This window comes from Candidatus Obscuribacterales bacterium, from assembly GCA_036703605.1.
Taxonomy (GTDB): domain Bacteria; phylum Cyanobacteriota; class Cyanobacteriia; order RECH01; family RECH01; genus RECH01.
The window spans coordinates 1-17667 of the sequence record DATNRH010000360.1 but is presented as its reverse complement, the minus strand read 5'-3'; the positions used below and the strand labels follow the sequence as shown (position 1 = coordinate 17667).

General features: G+C 53.5%; 15 protein-coding genes. 11 read left to right on the top strand and 4 right to left on the bottom strand.

Annotation, left to right across the window (positions count from 1 at the left end; translation table 11 throughout):
- Both V6D20_07650 and psbC read left to right on the top strand, forming a co-directional pair.
- The coding region (locus V6D20_07650; GenBank protein HEY9815658.1) for a hypothetical protein at positions 1-181 on the top strand (181 nt) is incomplete at its 5' end.
- Positions 165-1553, top strand: a complete 1389-nt coding sequence (psbC, locus tag V6D20_07645; GenBank protein ID HEY9815657.1) for a photosystem II reaction center protein CP43 — start codon at positions 165-167, stop codon at positions 1551-1553. The genes V6D20_07650 and psbC, both read left to right, overlap by 17 nt.
- Positions 1554-1605: 52 nt before the next feature.
- Here psbC and V6D20_07640 read toward each other — a convergent pair whose 3' ends face one another.
- Entirely contained in the window at positions 1606-1728 is a 123-nt protein-coding gene (locus V6D20_07640) for a hypothetical protein (GenBank protein HEY9815656.1), read from the bottom strand.
- A gap of 117 nt (positions 1729-1845) precedes the next feature.
- On the opposite strand from V6D20_07640, the gene V6D20_07635 reads away from it, so the two are divergent.
- Positions 1846-2031, top strand: a complete 186-nt coding sequence (locus tag V6D20_07635; protein HEY9815655.1) for a PCP reductase family protein — start codon at positions 1846-1848, stop codon at positions 2029-2031.
- A 9-nt stretch (positions 2032-2040) separates the two neighbouring features.
- Here the strand turns inward: V6D20_07635 and V6D20_07630 are convergent, their stop codons facing one another.
- Positions 2041-5916 carry a polysaccharide biosynthesis tyrosine autokinase gene (locus V6D20_07630; protein HEY9815654.1) on the bottom strand — a complete coding sequence of 1292 codons (3876 nt, stop codon included), beginning with the start codon at positions 5914-5916 and terminating at the stop codon, positions 2041-2043.
- Between the two features lie 642 nt (positions 5917-6558).
- Between V6D20_07630 and V6D20_07625 the strand changes: the two genes are divergently transcribed.
- The 6 genes from V6D20_07625 (at position 6559) to V6D20_07600 (ending at position 14533) form a co-directional block, all read left to right on the top strand.
- Positions 6559-6705 (top strand): hypothetical protein, encoded by a 147-nt coding sequence (locus V6D20_07625; protein ID HEY9815653.1) that lies wholly within the window; start codon positions 6559-6561, stop codon positions 6703-6705.
- Positions 6706-7405: 700 nt separating this feature from the next.
- Positions 7406-8524 carry a type IV pilus assembly protein PilM gene (gene pilM / locus V6D20_07620; GenBank protein HEY9815652.1) on the top strand — a complete coding sequence of 373 codons (1119 nt, stop codon included), beginning with the start codon at positions 7406-7408 and terminating at the stop codon, positions 8522-8524.
- Positions 8525-9352 carry a PilN domain-containing protein gene (locus V6D20_07615; protein ID HEY9815651.1) on the top strand — a complete coding sequence of 276 codons (828 nt, stop codon included), beginning with the start codon at positions 8525-8527 and terminating at the stop codon, positions 9350-9352.
- Positions 9349-10215 (top strand): hypothetical protein, encoded by an 867-nt coding sequence (locus V6D20_07610; protein ID HEY9815650.1) that lies wholly within the window; start codon positions 9349-9351, stop codon positions 10213-10215. Before V6D20_07615 ends, V6D20_07610 begins: the two co-directional genes overlap by 4 nt.
- A 175-nt stretch (positions 10216-10390) precedes the next feature.
- Positions 10391-12826 carry an AMIN domain-containing protein gene (locus V6D20_07605; protein ID HEY9815649.1) on the top strand — a complete coding sequence of 812 codons (2436 nt, stop codon included), beginning with the start codon at positions 10391-10393 and terminating at the stop codon, positions 12824-12826.
- Between the two features lie 102 nt (positions 12827-12928).
- Complete coding sequence (locus V6D20_07600) at positions 12929-14533, top strand: ELWxxDGT repeat protein (GenBank protein HEY9815648.1); 1605 nt, start codon at positions 12929-12931, stop codon at positions 14531-14533.
- 17 nt (positions 14534-14550) lie between these two features.
- Here V6D20_07600 and tgt read toward each other — a convergent pair whose 3' ends face one another.
- Both tgt and V6D20_07590 read right to left on the bottom strand, forming a co-directional pair.
- The gene (gene tgt, locus V6D20_07595) at positions 14551-15663 is read right to left on the bottom strand and encodes a tRNA guanosine(34) transglycosylase Tgt (protein ID HEY9815647.1); all 1113 of its coding nucleotides are present in this window, start codon (positions 15661-15663) and stop codon (positions 14551-14553) included.
- 166 nt (positions 15664-15829) lie between these two features.
- Positions 15830-16291, bottom strand: a complete 462-nt coding sequence (locus tag V6D20_07590; GenBank protein ID HEY9815646.1) for a hypothetical protein — start codon at positions 16289-16291, stop codon at positions 15830-15832.
- A 200-nt stretch (positions 16292-16491) separates the two neighbouring features.
- Here V6D20_07590 and V6D20_07585 point away from each other — a divergent pair, with 200 nt between their 5' ends.
- A complete protein-coding gene (locus V6D20_07585; GenBank protein ID HEY9815645.1) occupies positions 16492-16662 on the top strand; it encodes a hypothetical protein in 171 nt (56 codons plus the stop codon).
- Positions 16663-16969: 307 nt separating this feature from the next.
- Positions 16970-17667: adenosylcobinamide-GDP ribazoletransferase (gene cobS, locus V6D20_07580; protein ID HEY9815644.1), on the top strand; the 698-nt coding region annotated here is incomplete at its 3' end.

Sequence of the window (17667 nt, the reverse complement as noted above, 5' to 3'; positions counted from 1 at the left end):
ACGGGCCTATGACTTCACGTCGCAGGAGATTCGTGCGGCGGAAGACCCAGAATTTGAAACGTTCTACACGAAGAACATTCTGCTGAACGAGGGCATCCGAGCATGGATGGCACCTCAGGATCAGCCCCACGAGAAATTTGTGTTCCCTGAGGAGGTATTACCCCGTGGAAACGCCCTTTAATAGTTCTTATGTATCGGCTGGAAACCGTGACCTAGAATCATCAGGGTTTGCCTGGTGGTCTGGAAACGCCCGCCTGATCAACTTGTCCGGTAAGCTGCTGGGTGCTCACGTTGCCCACGCTGGTTTGATTGTGTTCTGGGCCGGAGCCATGACCTTGTTTGAGGTGGCTCACTTCGTCCCTGAAAAGCCTATGTATGAGCAAGGCATCATCTTGCTCTCTCACTTGGCGACCCTTGGTTGGGGTGTTGGGCCTGGCGGTGAAGTTACCGATACCTTCCCCTACTTTGTGGTGGGCGTACTTCACTTGATTTCTTCTGCAGTTCTTGGTCTAGGCGGCATCTACCACGCCGTGCGCGGTCCGGAAGTGCTAGAGGAGTACTCTTCTTTCTTTGGCTATGACTGGAAAGACAAGAACAAGATGACCACCATCATTGGGATCCACTTGATCCTGTTGGGTTGTGGTGCTTTCTTGCTCGTCTTGAAAGCTATGTTCTTTGGTGGCGTGTACGATACGTGGGCACCCGGTGGTGGTGACGTACGTGTGATTACTAACCCCACATTGAACCCCGCTGTTATCTTTGGCTATTTGTTGAAGTCTCCCTTTGGTGGCGAAGGCTGGATCGTCAGCGTCAACAACATGGAAGACATCATCGGTGGTCACATCTGGGTCGGCATTATTTGTATTGCGGGTGGCGTCTGGCACATTTTGACCAAGCCTTTCGCTTGGGCTCGCCGTGCATTTGTGTGGTCCGGTGAAGCCTATCTGTCTTACAGCTTGGGTGCGCTGTCCCTGATGGGATTCATCGCCTCGATCATGGTCTGGTACAACAACACTGCTTACCCCAGTGAGTTCTTCGGTCCTACTGGCCCCGAAGCATCTCAGGCGCAAGCGCTCACCTTCTTGGTGCGTGACCAACGCTTGGGTGCCAACGTCGGTTCTGCTCAAGGACCTACCGGTCTAGGTAAGTACCTGATGCGCTCTCCAACCGGTGAAATCATCTTCGGTGGTGAGACGATGCGTTTCTGGGATTTCCAAGGTCCTTGGCTGGAGCCGCTCCGTGGCCCCAACGGTCTAGACCTTGACAAGATCAAGAACGACATTCAGCCTTGGCAAGCGCGCCGCGCGGCTGAGTATATGACCCATGCACCGCTGGGTTCTCTCAACTCTGTAGGTGGTGTGGCAACGGAAATCAACTCGGTGAACTTTGTATCTCCCCGTGCTTGGTTGTCTACCTCTCACTTTGTTCTAGGGTTCTTCTTCCTTGTAGGTCACCTCTGGCATGCCGGGCGCGCTCGGGCTGCTGAAGCTGGCTTTGAGAAAGGGATTAACCGCGAAACTGAGCCTGTGTTGTCGATGAGCGACCTAGACTAGGTTCACGATTTTTCTCAACTGTGAAGGGCTCCCTAGGGAGCCCTTTTTTTGTTCAGGATTGTTGGGCGATCGCCCCTAGATCTGTCGCTTTCACTTCTCTGCTTTTGATCCGATCCTCCTCTCGATTCCCCGATCGCTGTAGGATGAGAATCAGGGTTGGCGCAGTTGCCTCCATGCTTCCAACAACAGTGGGGTGCGATCGCTGCCCGCAAGGATCTATTGCCAGACCCTACCATAGGGACTTGCGGATCCATCACCAAGAGGTAGCTTGTTGTTGAGGATGGACGAATTGATGTCGGAGACAGATTGGGCGGGTGGTTTGCAATGGACTTCTGATGCCACCGCAAAGTTTAAAAACATTCCCTTCTTTGTGCGATCGCAGGCCAGGCAGCGTATTGAGGCGATCGCTCGTGAAGCGGAGACCGATATTGTGACGGCCGATATTGTTGATCAGGCCAGGATTGAATTTGGGCAGTGATGTGCAGGATTAGTGAATAGCCCGATTGCGAGCATAGTCGCTATTCCGCTGGTAAAGATGCTGACATTGCTGGGCCATCTCATACTGGTCGTCACCGGAGGTCACCTCTCCCATGAGGTCTGAGGCCTGTTGCCATTGCTGGGCTAAGTGCAGCCAGTCTTCACTGCTTTGGGCGGTTTGTCCCGCAGCGATCGCTTCTTGGGCAATAAAGATAGCCGTCAGGAAAGGGGAACCTGTTTCAGAATCATTCTCAGGATCACTTTCAGGGTCGCTCGCTTCGTCTTGGAGATGGGTATCGGTGATGCTTGACTGGGTGGCCTGTTGTCCATTCGGGGAGTCTTGGTTGATGGACGACTGCCAGTCGGTGCCTTGAAACGGTTGGGCTACCGTTTGAACATCGACCTCTGTGTCTAGGGCCAGGGATGTTGAACTATCCTCCGACCCTACGGGCGTTTCCGCAGCCTGCAGCGTGGACTGTACTTGAGCTGATTCAGCATCGACTGCCGCCGGCCGTTCGAGCCATGCTACGGCTTCAGAGCGATCGCTCTCTGGATCTGTCTGATGGGTTAGACCTGGGGACTCGGTCGGGATGGTGTTATGGGTGCCAACGGTTTGGGATACCTCTAGGGAAGGAGCATCATCGGCTGTATCGACGGGCGTCTGCCAATCTAGGTCGGTGATGTCGTGATCTTGCCAGTCGTCGTTGCGATCGTGCCAGCCCTCATCGTGGTTGTCAGATGGAGGAGCCTCTGGATTCGAGACCTGTCGGAGCGATTCTGTGGCAGCGATCGCTTCGGAGCTAGGAACCTGATTCTTAGACTCATCTAGCGATGGCGTTACATCATCGGCCTCGGCTGGAGGCTGAGGGTGATCCTGCCATCGTGAGAGCAGGTTCATGCCGGAGAGGCGCTTGAGCAAAAAACTTTGTTCCTCTGGGGAGGGAGGTGCGTCGTCCATGGCGAGTTCGCTCGGTTGATCGTCGGACTCAAATCCCATCAACTTGTCTAGCATGGCATTTTCACCCCTATCCGCAGCTAGGGCTTCCAGTTCGAGATCGCCGTTGAGATCTACATCGGCAGGATTCCATGCTTCTTCGTGGTTTAACAGATCTGCAAAGGGTTCCGGTACGCTTTGGAGCTCGTCCAGCTCGTCTAGCTCATCTAGGTCACGGGCTAGATCTTGCATGGTTTCGGGTTCTAAGTCGTCCCAGGATGGCTTCTCTTGAGGTTCTACGGGGGATAAATCTGGCAGATCTGCAGGATGATCCCAGGTGCTCAGGTCGGTGTTGGCTAGCCCATTTAGGGATGCCTGGTTATGACTTTGGGTATACAGATCGGTGTAGCTCAGCTCATCGGTTGTGAATTGTCCTGTGAACTGATAGGAGTGTTCTTGATCCTGCTCAAAGATCGAAGGGATAGGCTGATGCCCATTCGGTGGATCCTCCATTTCTAGGCTTGTTAAGGACTGATCGAGTCCCCCCTCACCTGGTAGGTCAGCGATCGCGCCTGCCCCTACCTCCTCAGCGTCGTCTACGGAATGGTCTACCTCGTTTACCCCATCAACCTCATCTTCTAGATCCTTGGCTGCCGGAAATGCTGAGGTCAAACGTTGGCGCAGACCATCCACCCAAGACTCGGCTGCAGGTTCCGGCGCGGCGGCTCCATCTGCATAGGCTTTGTAGTACTGGTGGTAGCGGTTGTAGCCATAGGATCGGGTGGTGTGAGATTTGATGCCATTGGCTACCACGCCCAACAAGGATACCGGTGAAACATCTAGGGTATCGAGGGCTTGCTTCAGATCGGTACGGCTGGTGGTACCCAAACCGACGACGACAATCATGCCATCGGTTTGGGCGGCTAGCAGGCTGCTGTCGGCAAATCCCAGCAGGGGTGGCATGTCGTAAATGACAATGTCAAAGTCTTGGGTCACCGTTTGGTTAAACTGCTGCATCTTTTGGGATGACAGGAGCTGAATTGGGTCGGGGGGAATCATCCCTGCCGTGATCACCGTTAAGTTTTCATCAATGGGCGATCGCTGCATAGCGTCTTCGAGGGAGCAATCACCCGTCATCACATTGCTCAATCCCTTAAGGTTAGGAATTTTTAGCCGTTCGTGTACTTGGGGTAACCGCAAATCTGCATCCACTAGCAATACCCGCTGTCCCATAATGGCGGTGGCTCGTGCCAAGTTCAGCGCAATGGTCGATTTACCCTCCGCCGGGACGGCAGAACTAATCACAACGGAACGAATGGGGCGATCGGCTCCCAGGAAGCGGATATTGGTATAGAGCGATCGAAAGGCTTCCAGAAAGGGAGAGGATTGGTAGTGGTAGGAGGATGCCTTGCGGTTTCCTGCTGCTGTATCTGCGCCCTGGACGAGCATTTGGTTGGGCTGGCGAATAAACGGCACCACACCTAGCATTGGCAATCGGGCAAAGGCTTTCAAGTCGTCGGGGGTATGAAAAACTGTATCCAGTTTGTCGGTGACAAAGGCTGCCCCTGCCCCTAACAAAGCTCCAGCGATCGCCCCTAGCATCAAACTACGGGGAACATTGGGGGCAATGGGAGAATTCATCGTTGTGGGTTCGGAAATGAGCTGCCAGGGAACTGACTGCTGAGCAGCCTGCAGTTCCAGGGATTCCCGAGTGGTCAAAAATCGATTCAGGCTATCAGTGGCAATGCTTAACTCCCGCTGCAGGTCGGTATACTGCCGGGCTAGGGCGGGGACAAGGTCAAACTCTTGCTTAATTTGCTGTTCGACGTCTGCTAAGGCCCGCTGGCGAGTTTGTAGAACCTGAACTTCGTTGGCTGTGTTGATCAACTGGCGGCTGAGGTCGATGGAAATGGACGTGAGGTTGCCATCCATTTGATTCGATAACCGCTGCCCAAGGATGCGATCGGCCTCCTGTTCCAACAGCGGCAATAAACTATCTCGCCGATCCTCCAGCACCTGCACATTAGGGGTATCAGGCAAGAATCGGGCAGATTCCGTGGCAATCTGTGCCTCAACTTCCTGTACCTCGTTCAAAATAGCCTGGTAGCGGGTCGATTCACTCAGGGCCGAAGCTGCTAAAGCTTGGTCGGGACTGTAGCCGAGCTGGCTTTGAATGGCCAGGTAAAGAGACTCTGCTTCTGAAAGCTGGGTGCGGGTGCTTTGCTGCTGTTCTTCAATGGAGGTGATCAGGCGGGACAGTTCGGTGCCCCGCGATTCTGGGTCGATCAGGCTATATTCTTGGCGAAACCGCTCTAGACGCTGCTGTAGCGAATTCACGCGATCGCGCAATTCTGGCAGTTGACCTTCAACAAACTGCACACCCTGCTGCAGACTGGTTTGCCGTTGCTCAAAGCTATATTTGAGATATTCCTCAGCGACGGCATCCAGGACGGTTTGAATGCGTTCTGGATCAGGGTTACGGTAGCTCACCGAGAGCACCTTTGTCTCTCGCAGGCGCGTGATGCTGAGGTTGCCAGCTAATTCTGAGTAGCTGAAATCGGGGTAGGTTTCTTGCAGCGTTTCGAGAATGGGGCGTAGCAAGGCTGGACTGCGCAACACCTCTGTTTGGGTATCGTAGTCAAAGGTGGTGCGAAACTGACTGCCCTCGCGCAGCAACTCTTCAGAGGGATCTACTTCAGCGATCGCCTCCACCAACACCTGAAATTCTCCACGATAAATGGGTGTGCGGGTCAGCGTCCAACCCCAAAAACACACCGTTGTAGCGATCGCCACCCCTGCCAGCATCCACCGTCGTCGGTAGATAACTTCTTTGACGTTCTGCAAGTCCATCTCGTCTGATTCATAGGGAAGATGGATGACAGCGGGGGAAGGAATTGATTCAGGCTGTGTGGCGTGATGAGAAAACGGTGGTTGATGGGACCCAGATACCATAGTCGGCTCTCAGATTTATAGCTGGTTGACAATAACAGCGCGGTGGAGGAGCTAGGTGCAATCCTGCCCAATCCTAGAAATCCTGTCCCGCTCTGGATTGATACACGAATGGATTCATGGACAGAATTAGACATGCTGGTTCAAGACTGAAATCCGTACTCGAATCCTGGTTGGGATCCGGCCTGGATGTCGAGGCTTGAGGGATGTACTTTTCTAGCGATCGCTAGATAGCGAGGAGGTGATTGACCCGCAGTATGCGTGCGTCATCTATATCCATGATCTTGTTAACTCTTTACGACCGTTTCCCCTCAGAACAGCAAACTTTCATGGGTAGGTCGGGGTGAATACGGGTTGGGATGCGATCGCTCCTAGGGCAGACCTAGGGGATGATGACGGATCACAAGGGCTGCAGAACGTCCGGAATACCGCCTGTCGTGGTCGAAAGAAGCAGCAAGTTAGTGGAGCATCACCGCAGGGAGCAAGGATATAAGGTGTTCGGAGTCGCTGTTAGTCTAGGGATGGCGATCGCCCCCATGTCATCCGAGCCAGCATTGACATAACCTAGCCATCGGTTGATCGTTCTTGTTAACCCAGGGTTGCCCTAGCTCATGATCGGTATAAGAGCTACAAGAGCTGGCGTCGATGGTGAAGTCCCTCGCGCCTACCCATGGGCTGTATGAGGATGAATGTTGCCTGAAAAGAGCGATCGCTGAGCCCTTGCCTGCTGGATCAGGGACAACATTGCTAAGTTTTCGCCAAACCCTGCGCAATTTCCGATTTTGTGTGTAGTATCGCTGGTAACTCATCGATGCGATCGGTTAATCGTCAACCCAGCCTAAAGGGTTGGTGCGCTACTCTTGGTTGCTGGAGCGGGATAGCTGCCAAGCACTCTTAGATATCTCTTAGATATGAGGAGGAGCTATGGAGGGCAGGCTAGGTATAACCATCGCACTTGAGCGAGGCGTTCAACGGTTTTGTTCTCTTGTTAGAGCTCTGAATAGATCATGGCTCACCCCGAAAGCGATCGCGATGCCTTGTGTCACTGCGGGGTTAGCTTCGTTTTAGGGGTTCTACAAAGCCACGATTTCTCTTCTCAATCCGCCGTCTGGTGATGGTCTCAATAGAAGGGTCTAAATCGATCGAAATGGGTGAGTTTAATCCTTGCTATCGTGACTCAATGGTTACAAGTCTCTTGCTTCAGAATATACCCATAGATGGTCGTATTTTGAGGCAAGTCCATAGCGGTGTGAACATGTATTTAGCCTTCATCTCTTGGGGAGACTAGTCGTTGAGAATTCAGGCATGGGAGAGACAGGTTGGGACTAAGTTTAGTCCTGCAGTTTCGAAAAATCTATGCTTTTATTTTAAGGTGGCAGTTCTTTAGGAAATCGAGTAGGATGCGATCGCATTAGCTCGATAGATAGGTGTTCTTTCGTCGGCGTCGCCCCCTTGGCCAGCGTTTATCTTTAGTGAATGAGCGGATAGTATCGTGGTTAGAATTCTTCAGGATTTGCTATCAAAGAAGACGAAAGGGATCGGTATCGAGCTGACCCCTGAACGAGTGAACGTGGCTCAGTTAAAGAAAAAGGGTCAGGGGTTTCAATTGGCGAAACTGGCTACTGCTGAAGTGCCAGAGGGAATTTTTCAGGAAGGGCAGATTATTGATTCGCCTGCCATGGCAGAAATTGTGCAGCAAGTCCTTGAAACCAACGGCATCAAGGTAAAAAGTGCAGCAACGGCTATTCCTGGAGGGCGAGATACTGTCACCCGGATTATTCCAGTCCCGGCGGAGCTAGATGACAATGAACTGCGGGAGATGGTGCTGAATCAAGAAGCTGGGCTATACCTCCCGTTCCCCCGAGAAGAAGCCGACGTTGATTACCAAAAGCTCGGCTTTTTCGTCGATGAAGATGGCATCGATAAGGTTCAGGTGTTACTGGTGGCCACTCGCAAAGACGTGACGGATACCTACCTCGATACATTCCAGCAGGCGGGCATTGCCATCAACGTGCTAGAAATTAGCAGCTTTTCTCTGATTCGCACCATTCGCGAGCAGCTCCGACAGTTTACGCCTCAAGAAGCTGCCGCCATTGTTGATATTGAATTTGACAGCACTGAAATTTCCATCACGGTGGATGGGGTGCCCCAGTTTTCACGAACCGTGCCGATTGGCACCTACCAGATTCAGAGCGCCCTCAGCCGAGCCATGAATCTACCGCCCTCGCGCAATACCGATTTGCTGCAAGGCATGACTATTCCAGTTACGCCGATGGATAGTGTGGGTGTACCCCAGATGGGAGGTACCAATCCTGGTTCTGCCGCTATGTTGAGGGTTCTAGGCGAATTGGCCGATGAGCTGAGGCGGTCCATTGATTTCTACCTCAACCAGGGTGACAACATGGAGGTGGCGCAGCTTTTGCTGGCGGGGCCTGGCGGGGCCATTGGTCAACTAGATGAGTTCTTCTCCCAGCGGCTCAGTCTTCCTGCAAGTCAGGTTGATCCAGTTGCCGCTATTTCCTTGGAGATTGTGGAGAATGAAGTAATAGATATTCAACATCCGGCTGGTCTGGGTGTTGTCTTGGGGCTGGCGTTGCGGGAGGCATGGTAGATGTATAGTCTAGACATTAATTTTTTAAGCGATCGCGAAGAGCGAATTAGCGCAGAACCGGCCGCCTCTAAGGCGGCTGCGCCCCAAAGCCCGATTATGCTGTATGCCGGTTTAATTATTGGTATCGGGTTGCCGGCAGCCATGGTGGGTCTTTGGTTGTTTTCGCAGTATCGTACCGGAATTTTGCAGCAGGAAAATCAAGCGCTGGATAACCAGATTGCGCAAATTGAAAGCCTTCGGGGTGAGTTTGCTGACGTTGATAGTCAGGTCAAGCTCATTGAAGAAGAGGTGCAGGCTCTAGCAACGGTGTTTGATCGCATCAAACCTTGGTCTGCCATCTTGCAGGATGTGCGCGATCGCATTCCCAATATGCCTGCCAACACACCGCCAGATATTGTGCAGGTTATCCAAATTGCTCAAGTTGAAGAAGAGGCTGCCCCCCGTGGCTCGACGCCTGTCGCGAATGCTGATGGGACAGTACCGCCGCCGCCGCCGCCCCCTGAAACCAAGATTCAGATTCGAGGCTATGCAACGACGTTTACGGCCGTCAACGACTTTTTGCTCCTGCTGCAGCGATCGCCCTTTTTGAACAGCGACGAAACTCGTTTGGTTGTAGCTGAGCTCGTAGACGACCCACGACAGCTTGAGCCGGAGAATGACGATGTTTCTGTAGAGGTGTCTCTGCGCCAGCAAGTGAGCTATACCATCGAAGCTCGTCTCACGGATATGACTGCCTCGGAACTCTTTGATGAACTAGAAGGCACCCTATCCTACGGTCTAACATCCCGTATTGAAACCCTGCGTAATCGAGGAGTGTTGCAGCCATGACAGCCGGTGATTTTATGTCTAATGCACCGGATATGGAAGAGACATCTCCCTATCCGAAGGTCTTTGGAATTGAACTGACTCCCTTGGTGAGCGGGCTGCTGCTGATTGTGTTAGGCGCTGCTGCTGCTCTTTGGGTCTTCCAAAATTTAGTTTCACCTGTTTTGGAGACCAATAGCGCTCTGCAAAGTGAGGTGGATCAAAAGCAAAGTTTGCTCGTGGATACGGGTGAGCTAGAGCGACAAATTGAAGAAGCCCAAGCCCGACTGGTTGAGGCAGAAAATCTGCGGACGGATGTGCTGGGCTTATTTGCTAGCGAGGCTAGCTTGGATACGCTACTCTTTGACCTCAACGAACGCATTCGCTCAGCTAATGCGGGTATTGAGGATGAAGTGCGGCAGGCAAACCTTGTCACGTTTGAGCTGAATGATGACTTGTCAGGGGTGATTACCGACAGCAGCTATGGTCCGGCTGTGAATAATCGCCTGGAGCGTCGGGTATTTGATGTGTCGATGCGGGGTGACTTTACCCAAACTCAATCAATTATTCGTAGTATTGAGCGATTGCAACCACTCATGGTGCTGCGAGAGTTTAATTCAGAATTGAACACAGCCGCCCAAGAGTCGCTGGTCAATCAGCAGGGACAAGTGATTGCTAGAAGTGACTATGTGTTGATCGACACGAGCTTCCAAGTCCATGTGTTGCTGCCGGCTCCAGAGGGATCCTTTGAAGCTGCCAATCCTCCTCCGCTGGAAGGAGCGGAAGGAGCGGAAGGAGCGGAAGGAGCGGAAGGAGCGGAAGGAGCGGAAGGAGCGGAAGGCACAGAAGCCACAGAAGGCGCAGGGAATGCCGAGGCAGGCAGTTAATGGTGCTTCAGGGCTGTCCAGCAAGATGGGTTGGCATGAGAGGGTTCGCCCCCTACCAGTCAACGAGAAGTGTATCAACTGGATTCGGTTAATTCGCTCATATGAACTAGATTTAGCGCTCAGTGTTGATGTTACGGGTTAGTTCATCCAAGAGATTTTGAAGGAGGAGGGGACAGTGAAACGTCTTTTAGGATTGAGTAGTGTGGTGGCCAGTGGCATGATGGTGGCGATGACGGCTCAGCCGGCTTCTGCCCAGCCAACCCGTGTAACCGGGGTACAGGTGACTGAGGCATCCAATGGTGTTGAAGTGGTGTTACAAACCCAGGAGGGCGATCGCCCCCAGGTGTTTACCATCGCTCAGGGGAATACGCTGGTGTCGGACATCATCAACACGCAGCTTCAGCTTCCCGAGGGCAACGGTTATTTGCAAAATAATCCGGCCCCTGGCATTGCCTCCGTCAGCGTCACTCAAGTGGACGAAAACAGCATTCGTCTGTCGATCACCTCCGCCTCCGATAGCGCTCCCTCTGGGCAAGTCCGTCAAGCTGACAACAGCATTGTGTTTGACTTTGCTAATGCTGGAGCAACAGCTCAAGCGCCGGCACCGGCTCCTGCACCGGCTCCTGCGCCACCACCCCAAGTTGCCCCTGCGCCACCTCCCTCAATTGCCCAGATGCCTTCGCCTAGCCCTGTCTTGGTGCCTAATCCGGAGCTGTTTATTGACGGGGTACCGGTTCTCAACCCAGCTCAAGGCTTTACGCCACCGCTCCAATCAAGGGCGGTTGCACCACCCTTGGGCGATATCGCTGTTTCAACCCTCGATACATCACGCGATCGCATTGACCTAGCAACGACTGAACGCGTGCCTCGCTTGGTTTTGCGAGATGCACCGGTGCGTGATGTCCTATCTCTGCTAGCTCGTGCTGCCAACCTGAACATTGCCTATATTGGTGAGATTCCAGGCATAAACGCCGACGACGGTCAAGCATCTGGAGATGAAGATGCTGAGGAAGTACGTATTTCCCTCGATATTGAGAACGAGCCGGTTCAGGACGTCTTTAACTATGTATTGCGCATTAGTGGTCTAGAAGCCAACCGTGAAGGGCGAACCATTTTTGTGGGGCCGCGCTTGCCCGATGACGCTCGTAATATCATTGCTCGCACCCTGCGCCTCAACCAGGTGACGGCTGCTGAAGCTGCTAACTTCTTAGCAACCCAAGGGGCAGAGTCGCGTCAAGCCTTCCAAGCCGTGCGAATTGAAACCATTGGAGAAGGAGCTGCTGCCCGAACCGTTGAGATTCTAGAGCCACCTCAGATTGTGGCCGTGGAAGTCCAGCCTGGGGAAAGTCCCTTGTTGCTGCAAGGTTTATCGGTGACTACTGATAACCGACTCAATGCCATCACCCTAGTAGGATCTCCCCGCCGGGTGCAGACAGCTACGGATCTACTAGCTCAGCTCGATCTCCGACGCCGTCAAGTGGCTATCAATGTGAAGGTAGTGGACGTTAACCTGCTAGCGACAGAAGACTTTTCCACCAGTTTCTCCTTCGGTATTGGTGACGGCTTCTTTGTGAGTGATGGTGGATCCCTGGGGGCTCGCTATGGAGAAGCCCGTCCACCTAGCATTAGCGATCTCAACAACAGTCGCCTTAACCGTCCGATTACCGGTGGTCTGTATCCAGATGGTGTGACTGTTGAGCCTTTCCTAGATGCTCAGTCTAATGCACCCTTTGGGGCCAACCAAAGTACAGGCAGCCCAGACCAATTCTTCGGTGAATTTGAGGTGACAGTGCCTGATCCCAATAACCCAGGGCAGTTTGTCACTGAGCGCCGGTTCCTACCCATTGATCCGTCGTCTTTCCCTGAAGGAGGCTTGCCGCGCCCCAACTTTGGCACCAACTCTAACCCGCTGCAGCCCGGTATCACGGATTTTGATCCGAGGGATGGCGGCACCTTTGAGGTTGCCCTTCCTCAGCTCTATCAATACACCCGGGATTTCCTGTTTGACTTGCAGGCTCAGGTGATTAGCGGCAACGCAAAAATCCTGACCGATCCGACGCTTACCGTCCAAGAGGGATCACGTGCTACGGTTCAATTAACGTCCCAAGTGTATGGCGGTTCCCGAATCTCTACGGATGAGACTGGTGCCGTCACATCCTCTGAGCCCATCATTAACGATGCAGGTCTCATTCTCGACATTATTGTTGAACGGATTGATGATAATGGCTTTGTGACGATGTCTGTGGAGCCAACTGTGTCTTCAATTTCCCAAGTGTTCAGCACTGAGCGGGATGGGGATATTGTTCTCTTGCAAGAACGCACCGTACGTACTGAACGGATTCGGATGCGGGATGGGCAAACGTTGATCCTGGCTGGGATTATTCAAGATAGCGATCGCGTTGAGGTGAGCAAGGTACCAATTTTGGGAGATATTCCCATCTTGGGTGCGCTGTTTAGAAGCACCAATCGTGAAAACTCTCGCCAAGAGGTGGTGGTTTTAGTAACGCCGCAAATTTTGGATGACTCAGATCTATCCAACTTTGGCTATCGCTATTCTCCAGGACAAGACGTCCAGGAAGTTCTTCGCCAACAGGGTATGCCGCTGCGTTAGCATCGGGGCATCTCGATTGTTGATATCAACTAACGTGGGTAGCTCTGGGTTTCAGCCTCAAAGCTACCCTATTTTTATAGACCTGCCACGCAAGGACGCTCTATGAGCACTAACCCAGGAAATACCTTTGAATCGGCCCCGCTGGTTAACATCAGCAATGTTTTGAGGGAGTTTGAGAATAACCTCGGGCCAAGCAGCCGCAGTGACTGGTTTAAGTTCCGCACCAATCGCAACCGCAGTTTCTTTTATGCGGATCTTTATAACCTGCAAGCCAACGTAGATCTTGTTCTATTTAATCGCAATCGCCAAGTAGTGGCGCGATCGATTCGTAAAGGCACACAGGTGGAACTAATCCGCCTAGGGGCTAATGACGATCAATCACCTCGACGGCCGCCTTTGCCGCCCGGTGTCTATTACATGCGAGTGTTTACGCGGGGTCGTCGGCCGACGTCCTACACCTTAAGAATGGCATCGGCCCGTGCGCCCAGAACCATTGATGATCCAGAACCACCGCCCAATGGTGGCGGTGGCGGCATTGGGGGACAAAACTCAGTGTTGGTGCGGGATATTAATCCGGGGGAACTGTCTGCTCTTGCCCTTCGTACAGACTTCGTGGTTCTGAATGATGATCTCTATTTTTCTGCCGATGATGGCCGTAATGGTCGCGAGTTGTGGCGATCGGATGGCACCAACGCGGGTACCCAACTGGTCGTAGATATTAATCGAGGGGCGGAGTCATCGAATCCTACCAATCTCACGGTATTCAATAATTTCATCTATTTCTCTGCCGATGATGGTACCGGTGAGGGGATTGAGCTTTGGCGGACAGATGGCACTCGCAATGGCACTCAACTGGTTGCAGATATTAACCGAGGACAGGACAGTTCTAGCCCCTCTAGTTTTGCAGTGGTAGGTGATACTCTGTATTTTGCTGCCGATGATGGCCGTACAGGGCGAGAACTGTGGCGCGTGACTGAAAACAATCAGGTCAGTCAAGTTGCAGATATTAATCGAGGTACAGGAAGTTCGAGCCCCAATTGGCTGGTGGAGTTTGACAACGCGCTTTATTTTTCTGCCAGTAATGGGCGGGATGGTGTTGAACTATGGCGCAGCAATGGAACGATTGCTGGAACCGTCCAGGTAGCGGATTTAAATCCTGGAGACCTATCGTCATCCCCTAGTGAGCTAACGGTGGTGGGCGATCGCCTTTACTTTGCGGCGGATAACGGGCGGGATGGTCGAGAACTCTGGCGGCTTGATAGCGTTAGCAATAGCAACCGGCCTGTGTTAGCGGTTGATCTCAATCCAGGACAGGTGGGCTCCAATCCAACAGATTTAATTGAGTTTGACAACCGTCTGTACTTTGCGGCGGATGATGGGCGTGATGGTCGAGAACTCTGGCGCTCGGATGGCACGACAGCTGGCACAAGGCTGGTCGCTGATATCAACACCAATTTCGATGAAGGATCGAGTCCTGCTCAGTTTGCTGTGGTCAACGATCGCCTCTATTTTGCGGCGGATGATGGCCGGGGTGATGGCCGAGAACTGTGGCGCTCAGACGGTACGGCGGGCGGTACAACCCAAGTAGACGACATTGGCGGCGATCAGGGTTCAAATCCTAGCAGCTTGATTGGGATTGATGATGTCCTCTACTTCGTGGCTAATGATGGCACTCGGGGCCTAGAGCTATGGCGCTTCAACACCTAGACCGCTTTCGTGGATGGTCAGCGATCGCCCTTGGGCTGTAGCCAATGGGCAAAGTCTGTGGTGAAGCGATCGCTGAGGATAGACTCGCGGATGCGCTGGGTAAAGCGTATCAGCTCTGTGATGTTGTGGATAGAGATGAGCGTATAGGCTAGGGCTTCCTGCGATCGCAGCAGATGGCAGATGTAGGCGCGGGTGAACGTCTGGCAGGTATAGCAGGGGCATTCAGCATCAACGGGTTCATAGTCGCGGCGAAATCTAGCGTTTTTCAAATTCCAGCGATCGCCCTTGACTAAGGCATTACCATGGCGACCTAATCGGGTGGGAATCACGCAGTCAAACAAGTCTACGCCAGCAGCGATCGCCTGGGCCATTTCTCGGTAGCTGCCCACACCCATCAGGTAGCGTGGCTTGTTCAAGGGCAGCAGAGGCGCGGTTGCCTTGACAATCGGCTCGATAAATTCTGCTGGTTCGCCTACGCTGACGCCGCCGATAGCATAGCCGGGCAGATCGAGCTCCACTAAATTGCGCGCGGCCTGCTGGCGTAAATCAAGGTGAACGCCGCCTTGGACAATGCCGAACAACGCTTGGTCGGGGCGTTGGTGAGCGGTGATGCAGCGCTTCAGCCAGCGGTAGGTGCGCTCGGTGGCGGCGGCCACGGCTTCGTAGGTGGCAGGGTAGGGCGGGCATTCATCAAAGGCCATGATCACATCTGCCCCCAACGCATTCTGGATCTGGATCGAGCGCTCCGGGGTGAGGTGAATCATTCGTCCATCCCGAGGCGATCGGAAGGTCACCCCTTCTTCCTCAATCACCCGCATGTCGCTGAGGCTGAAAACCTGAAAGCCACCCGAGTCGGTCAGCATGGGCCCATGCCACTGCATAAACTGGTGCAGCCCGCCGGCTTCTTCCACAATCTCCTCGCCGGGCTGGAGATGCAGATGGTAGGTATTGGCCAGCACCATCTGGGCTCCGGTCGCCTTGAGCTGGGCTGGCGTCACGGTTTTGACATTGGCTAATGTGCCCACAGGCATAAACCGTGGGGTTTCAACGGCACCATGGGGCGTATGAAACACGCCTGCCCGAGCATGGGTGGTGCTGCATTGTCCTTGACATTCAAACGAAAATCCCACGGTGGCTCTGCAATCCTTGCCGCGCTTAATAGTGTTATCAGTATGCCTGGTTCACGATGTCCTGGCAATTCGCAGGAGCGATCGCTCCCCTAGGTGCTGGCGTCCAGCGAGATTTAGATATCTCAAGCTCGGCAGTGATGGGCAATGCTTGCTAGAGAGAGAAGGTTTAAAGGGAAAAGTTGTCCTCATCGTCCATGCGCATGTCCCACCCTGCGGAGAGAACTTCAGCCACTACGGCCTCTAACGCGGCGGCATTGAGGTTGCGGGTGGTTTGCTCTTGAAGTGGATTCGACAACGGCAAGAGGCGCAAATGCCAGTCATCTTGAATCAGGTTGAACACAGCGCTGTTTTGAGGCGATCGCTGCAGCTCAAGATAGTCAAAACTTTGAACGTTCAAGTATAGAGTGTGGTTAGCCACTAATGTCGATTGCCCCATGTCTGAGAACACATCGACCACATACCCTTCTCCTTCGCTAATGACGTCGCCACCCTGTTGATAGACATAGTGAACCCGACCGAGATCGGCAAGGAGGCGAAGCATGTCTCGCTTGTTCACAATGATGCCCGTGTCAACAATACAAGGGGCTGGCAACTTGGTATGGCTGGAGGAATGGGAATCGTGCGTCATAGGAGGAAGCCTTGATGTAAATGAGGCGTAGCAGGGCAGGAGCAGCAGGGCGAAATCAGGGGGTACTGATGACAAAGTCCAGGAAACTAGGGGCTATGACAGGAGAACCTTGGAATGGTAAATCGCCCCGTTGTGGTTTCTGAGGTTGTGCCTAGGCATTGCTCAGAACTGCCATCACAATAGGTAGACTATCAATCGTTATGAACGGACGACTAGTGTTGGAACTCCCAGGATGCGATCGCGTCACACCTTTTAAGGTGTGGACAGGCTTGGGCAGGGACAGCTCCGCATTCATGGATGCGATCGCTTGGACGTTGGATGCCTCGATCTTATCTCACCATTCACGCTCTGGCATGGTCAAAAGCCACTGAATTCTTTTCTGGGCAACGGGTTTCAGTCAAAATTTAGGTGCTATTACCCATCCCTGTACCTAGATGGAATGGTAAGCCTGATAGGCCATGATTACGTCTATCCTTTCCATTATTAAGTCCATCGGAACGATTAGCCCTCCGCTGTTTGGCTGAAGTCAACCGTTCAGCTGACGTCAACCGTCGAGACAACCCCAACCTCTGTGCCCTAAAACGGCGACAGACCGTCATGATTAGAAGAACTGGGTATGATGGTTGTCTACTCTGTATTACGGCTAGCCCTCATCCCGATCCGCGAAAAACACGATATATGGCGTTTGATCCTCTCAACGGGGGGGCATGGAAGGCGATCGCAGCGGCGATCGCCTCGTTTCCCCGGCAACTGCTGGCCGCTCTGCTGTTTTATACCCAGCTACCTCTCACCCCGGGCACAACCCTGGCGTTTGACCGGGTGTCCTGTTGGGCCCCGGTGGTGGGTGTTCTGCTGGGGGTGGGGCTAGGTCTAGGGGATAGCCTGCTGGCAGTCTGGCTGCCGGATTTGCTCCGCAGTAGTCTGGTGGTCTGTGTCTGGCTGTGGATTACCGGCGGGCTACATCTGGATGGAGCTATGGACACTGCTGATGGCTTAGCCGTTGCTCCCGATCGCCGTTTGTCCGTGATGGCCGATAGTGCTTCGGGAGCCTTTGCGGTGATGGTGGCGATCGCCATCTTGCTGCTCAAGACCACGGCCCTGGCCAGTCTACCCCAGGGGCAGCTCTTGGCCCTGACGGCGGCGGCGGGGTGGGGGCGCTGGGGGCAACAGGTGGCGATCGCCTACTATCCCTACCTCAAAGCCACCGGCAAAGGTGCCCTCCATCAAGCAGCCCTGCGCTCCGTTTGGGATCTTCTGCCGGGCCTGCTGCTGTTGTTGGGCGTTTGTGCTCTACCCCTAGGGACGGGAAGTGCGGCCTGGCCCCTAACCCTGCTAGCGCTCACAGGAGGGGCGATCGCTCCCCTGGTGGCCTATGG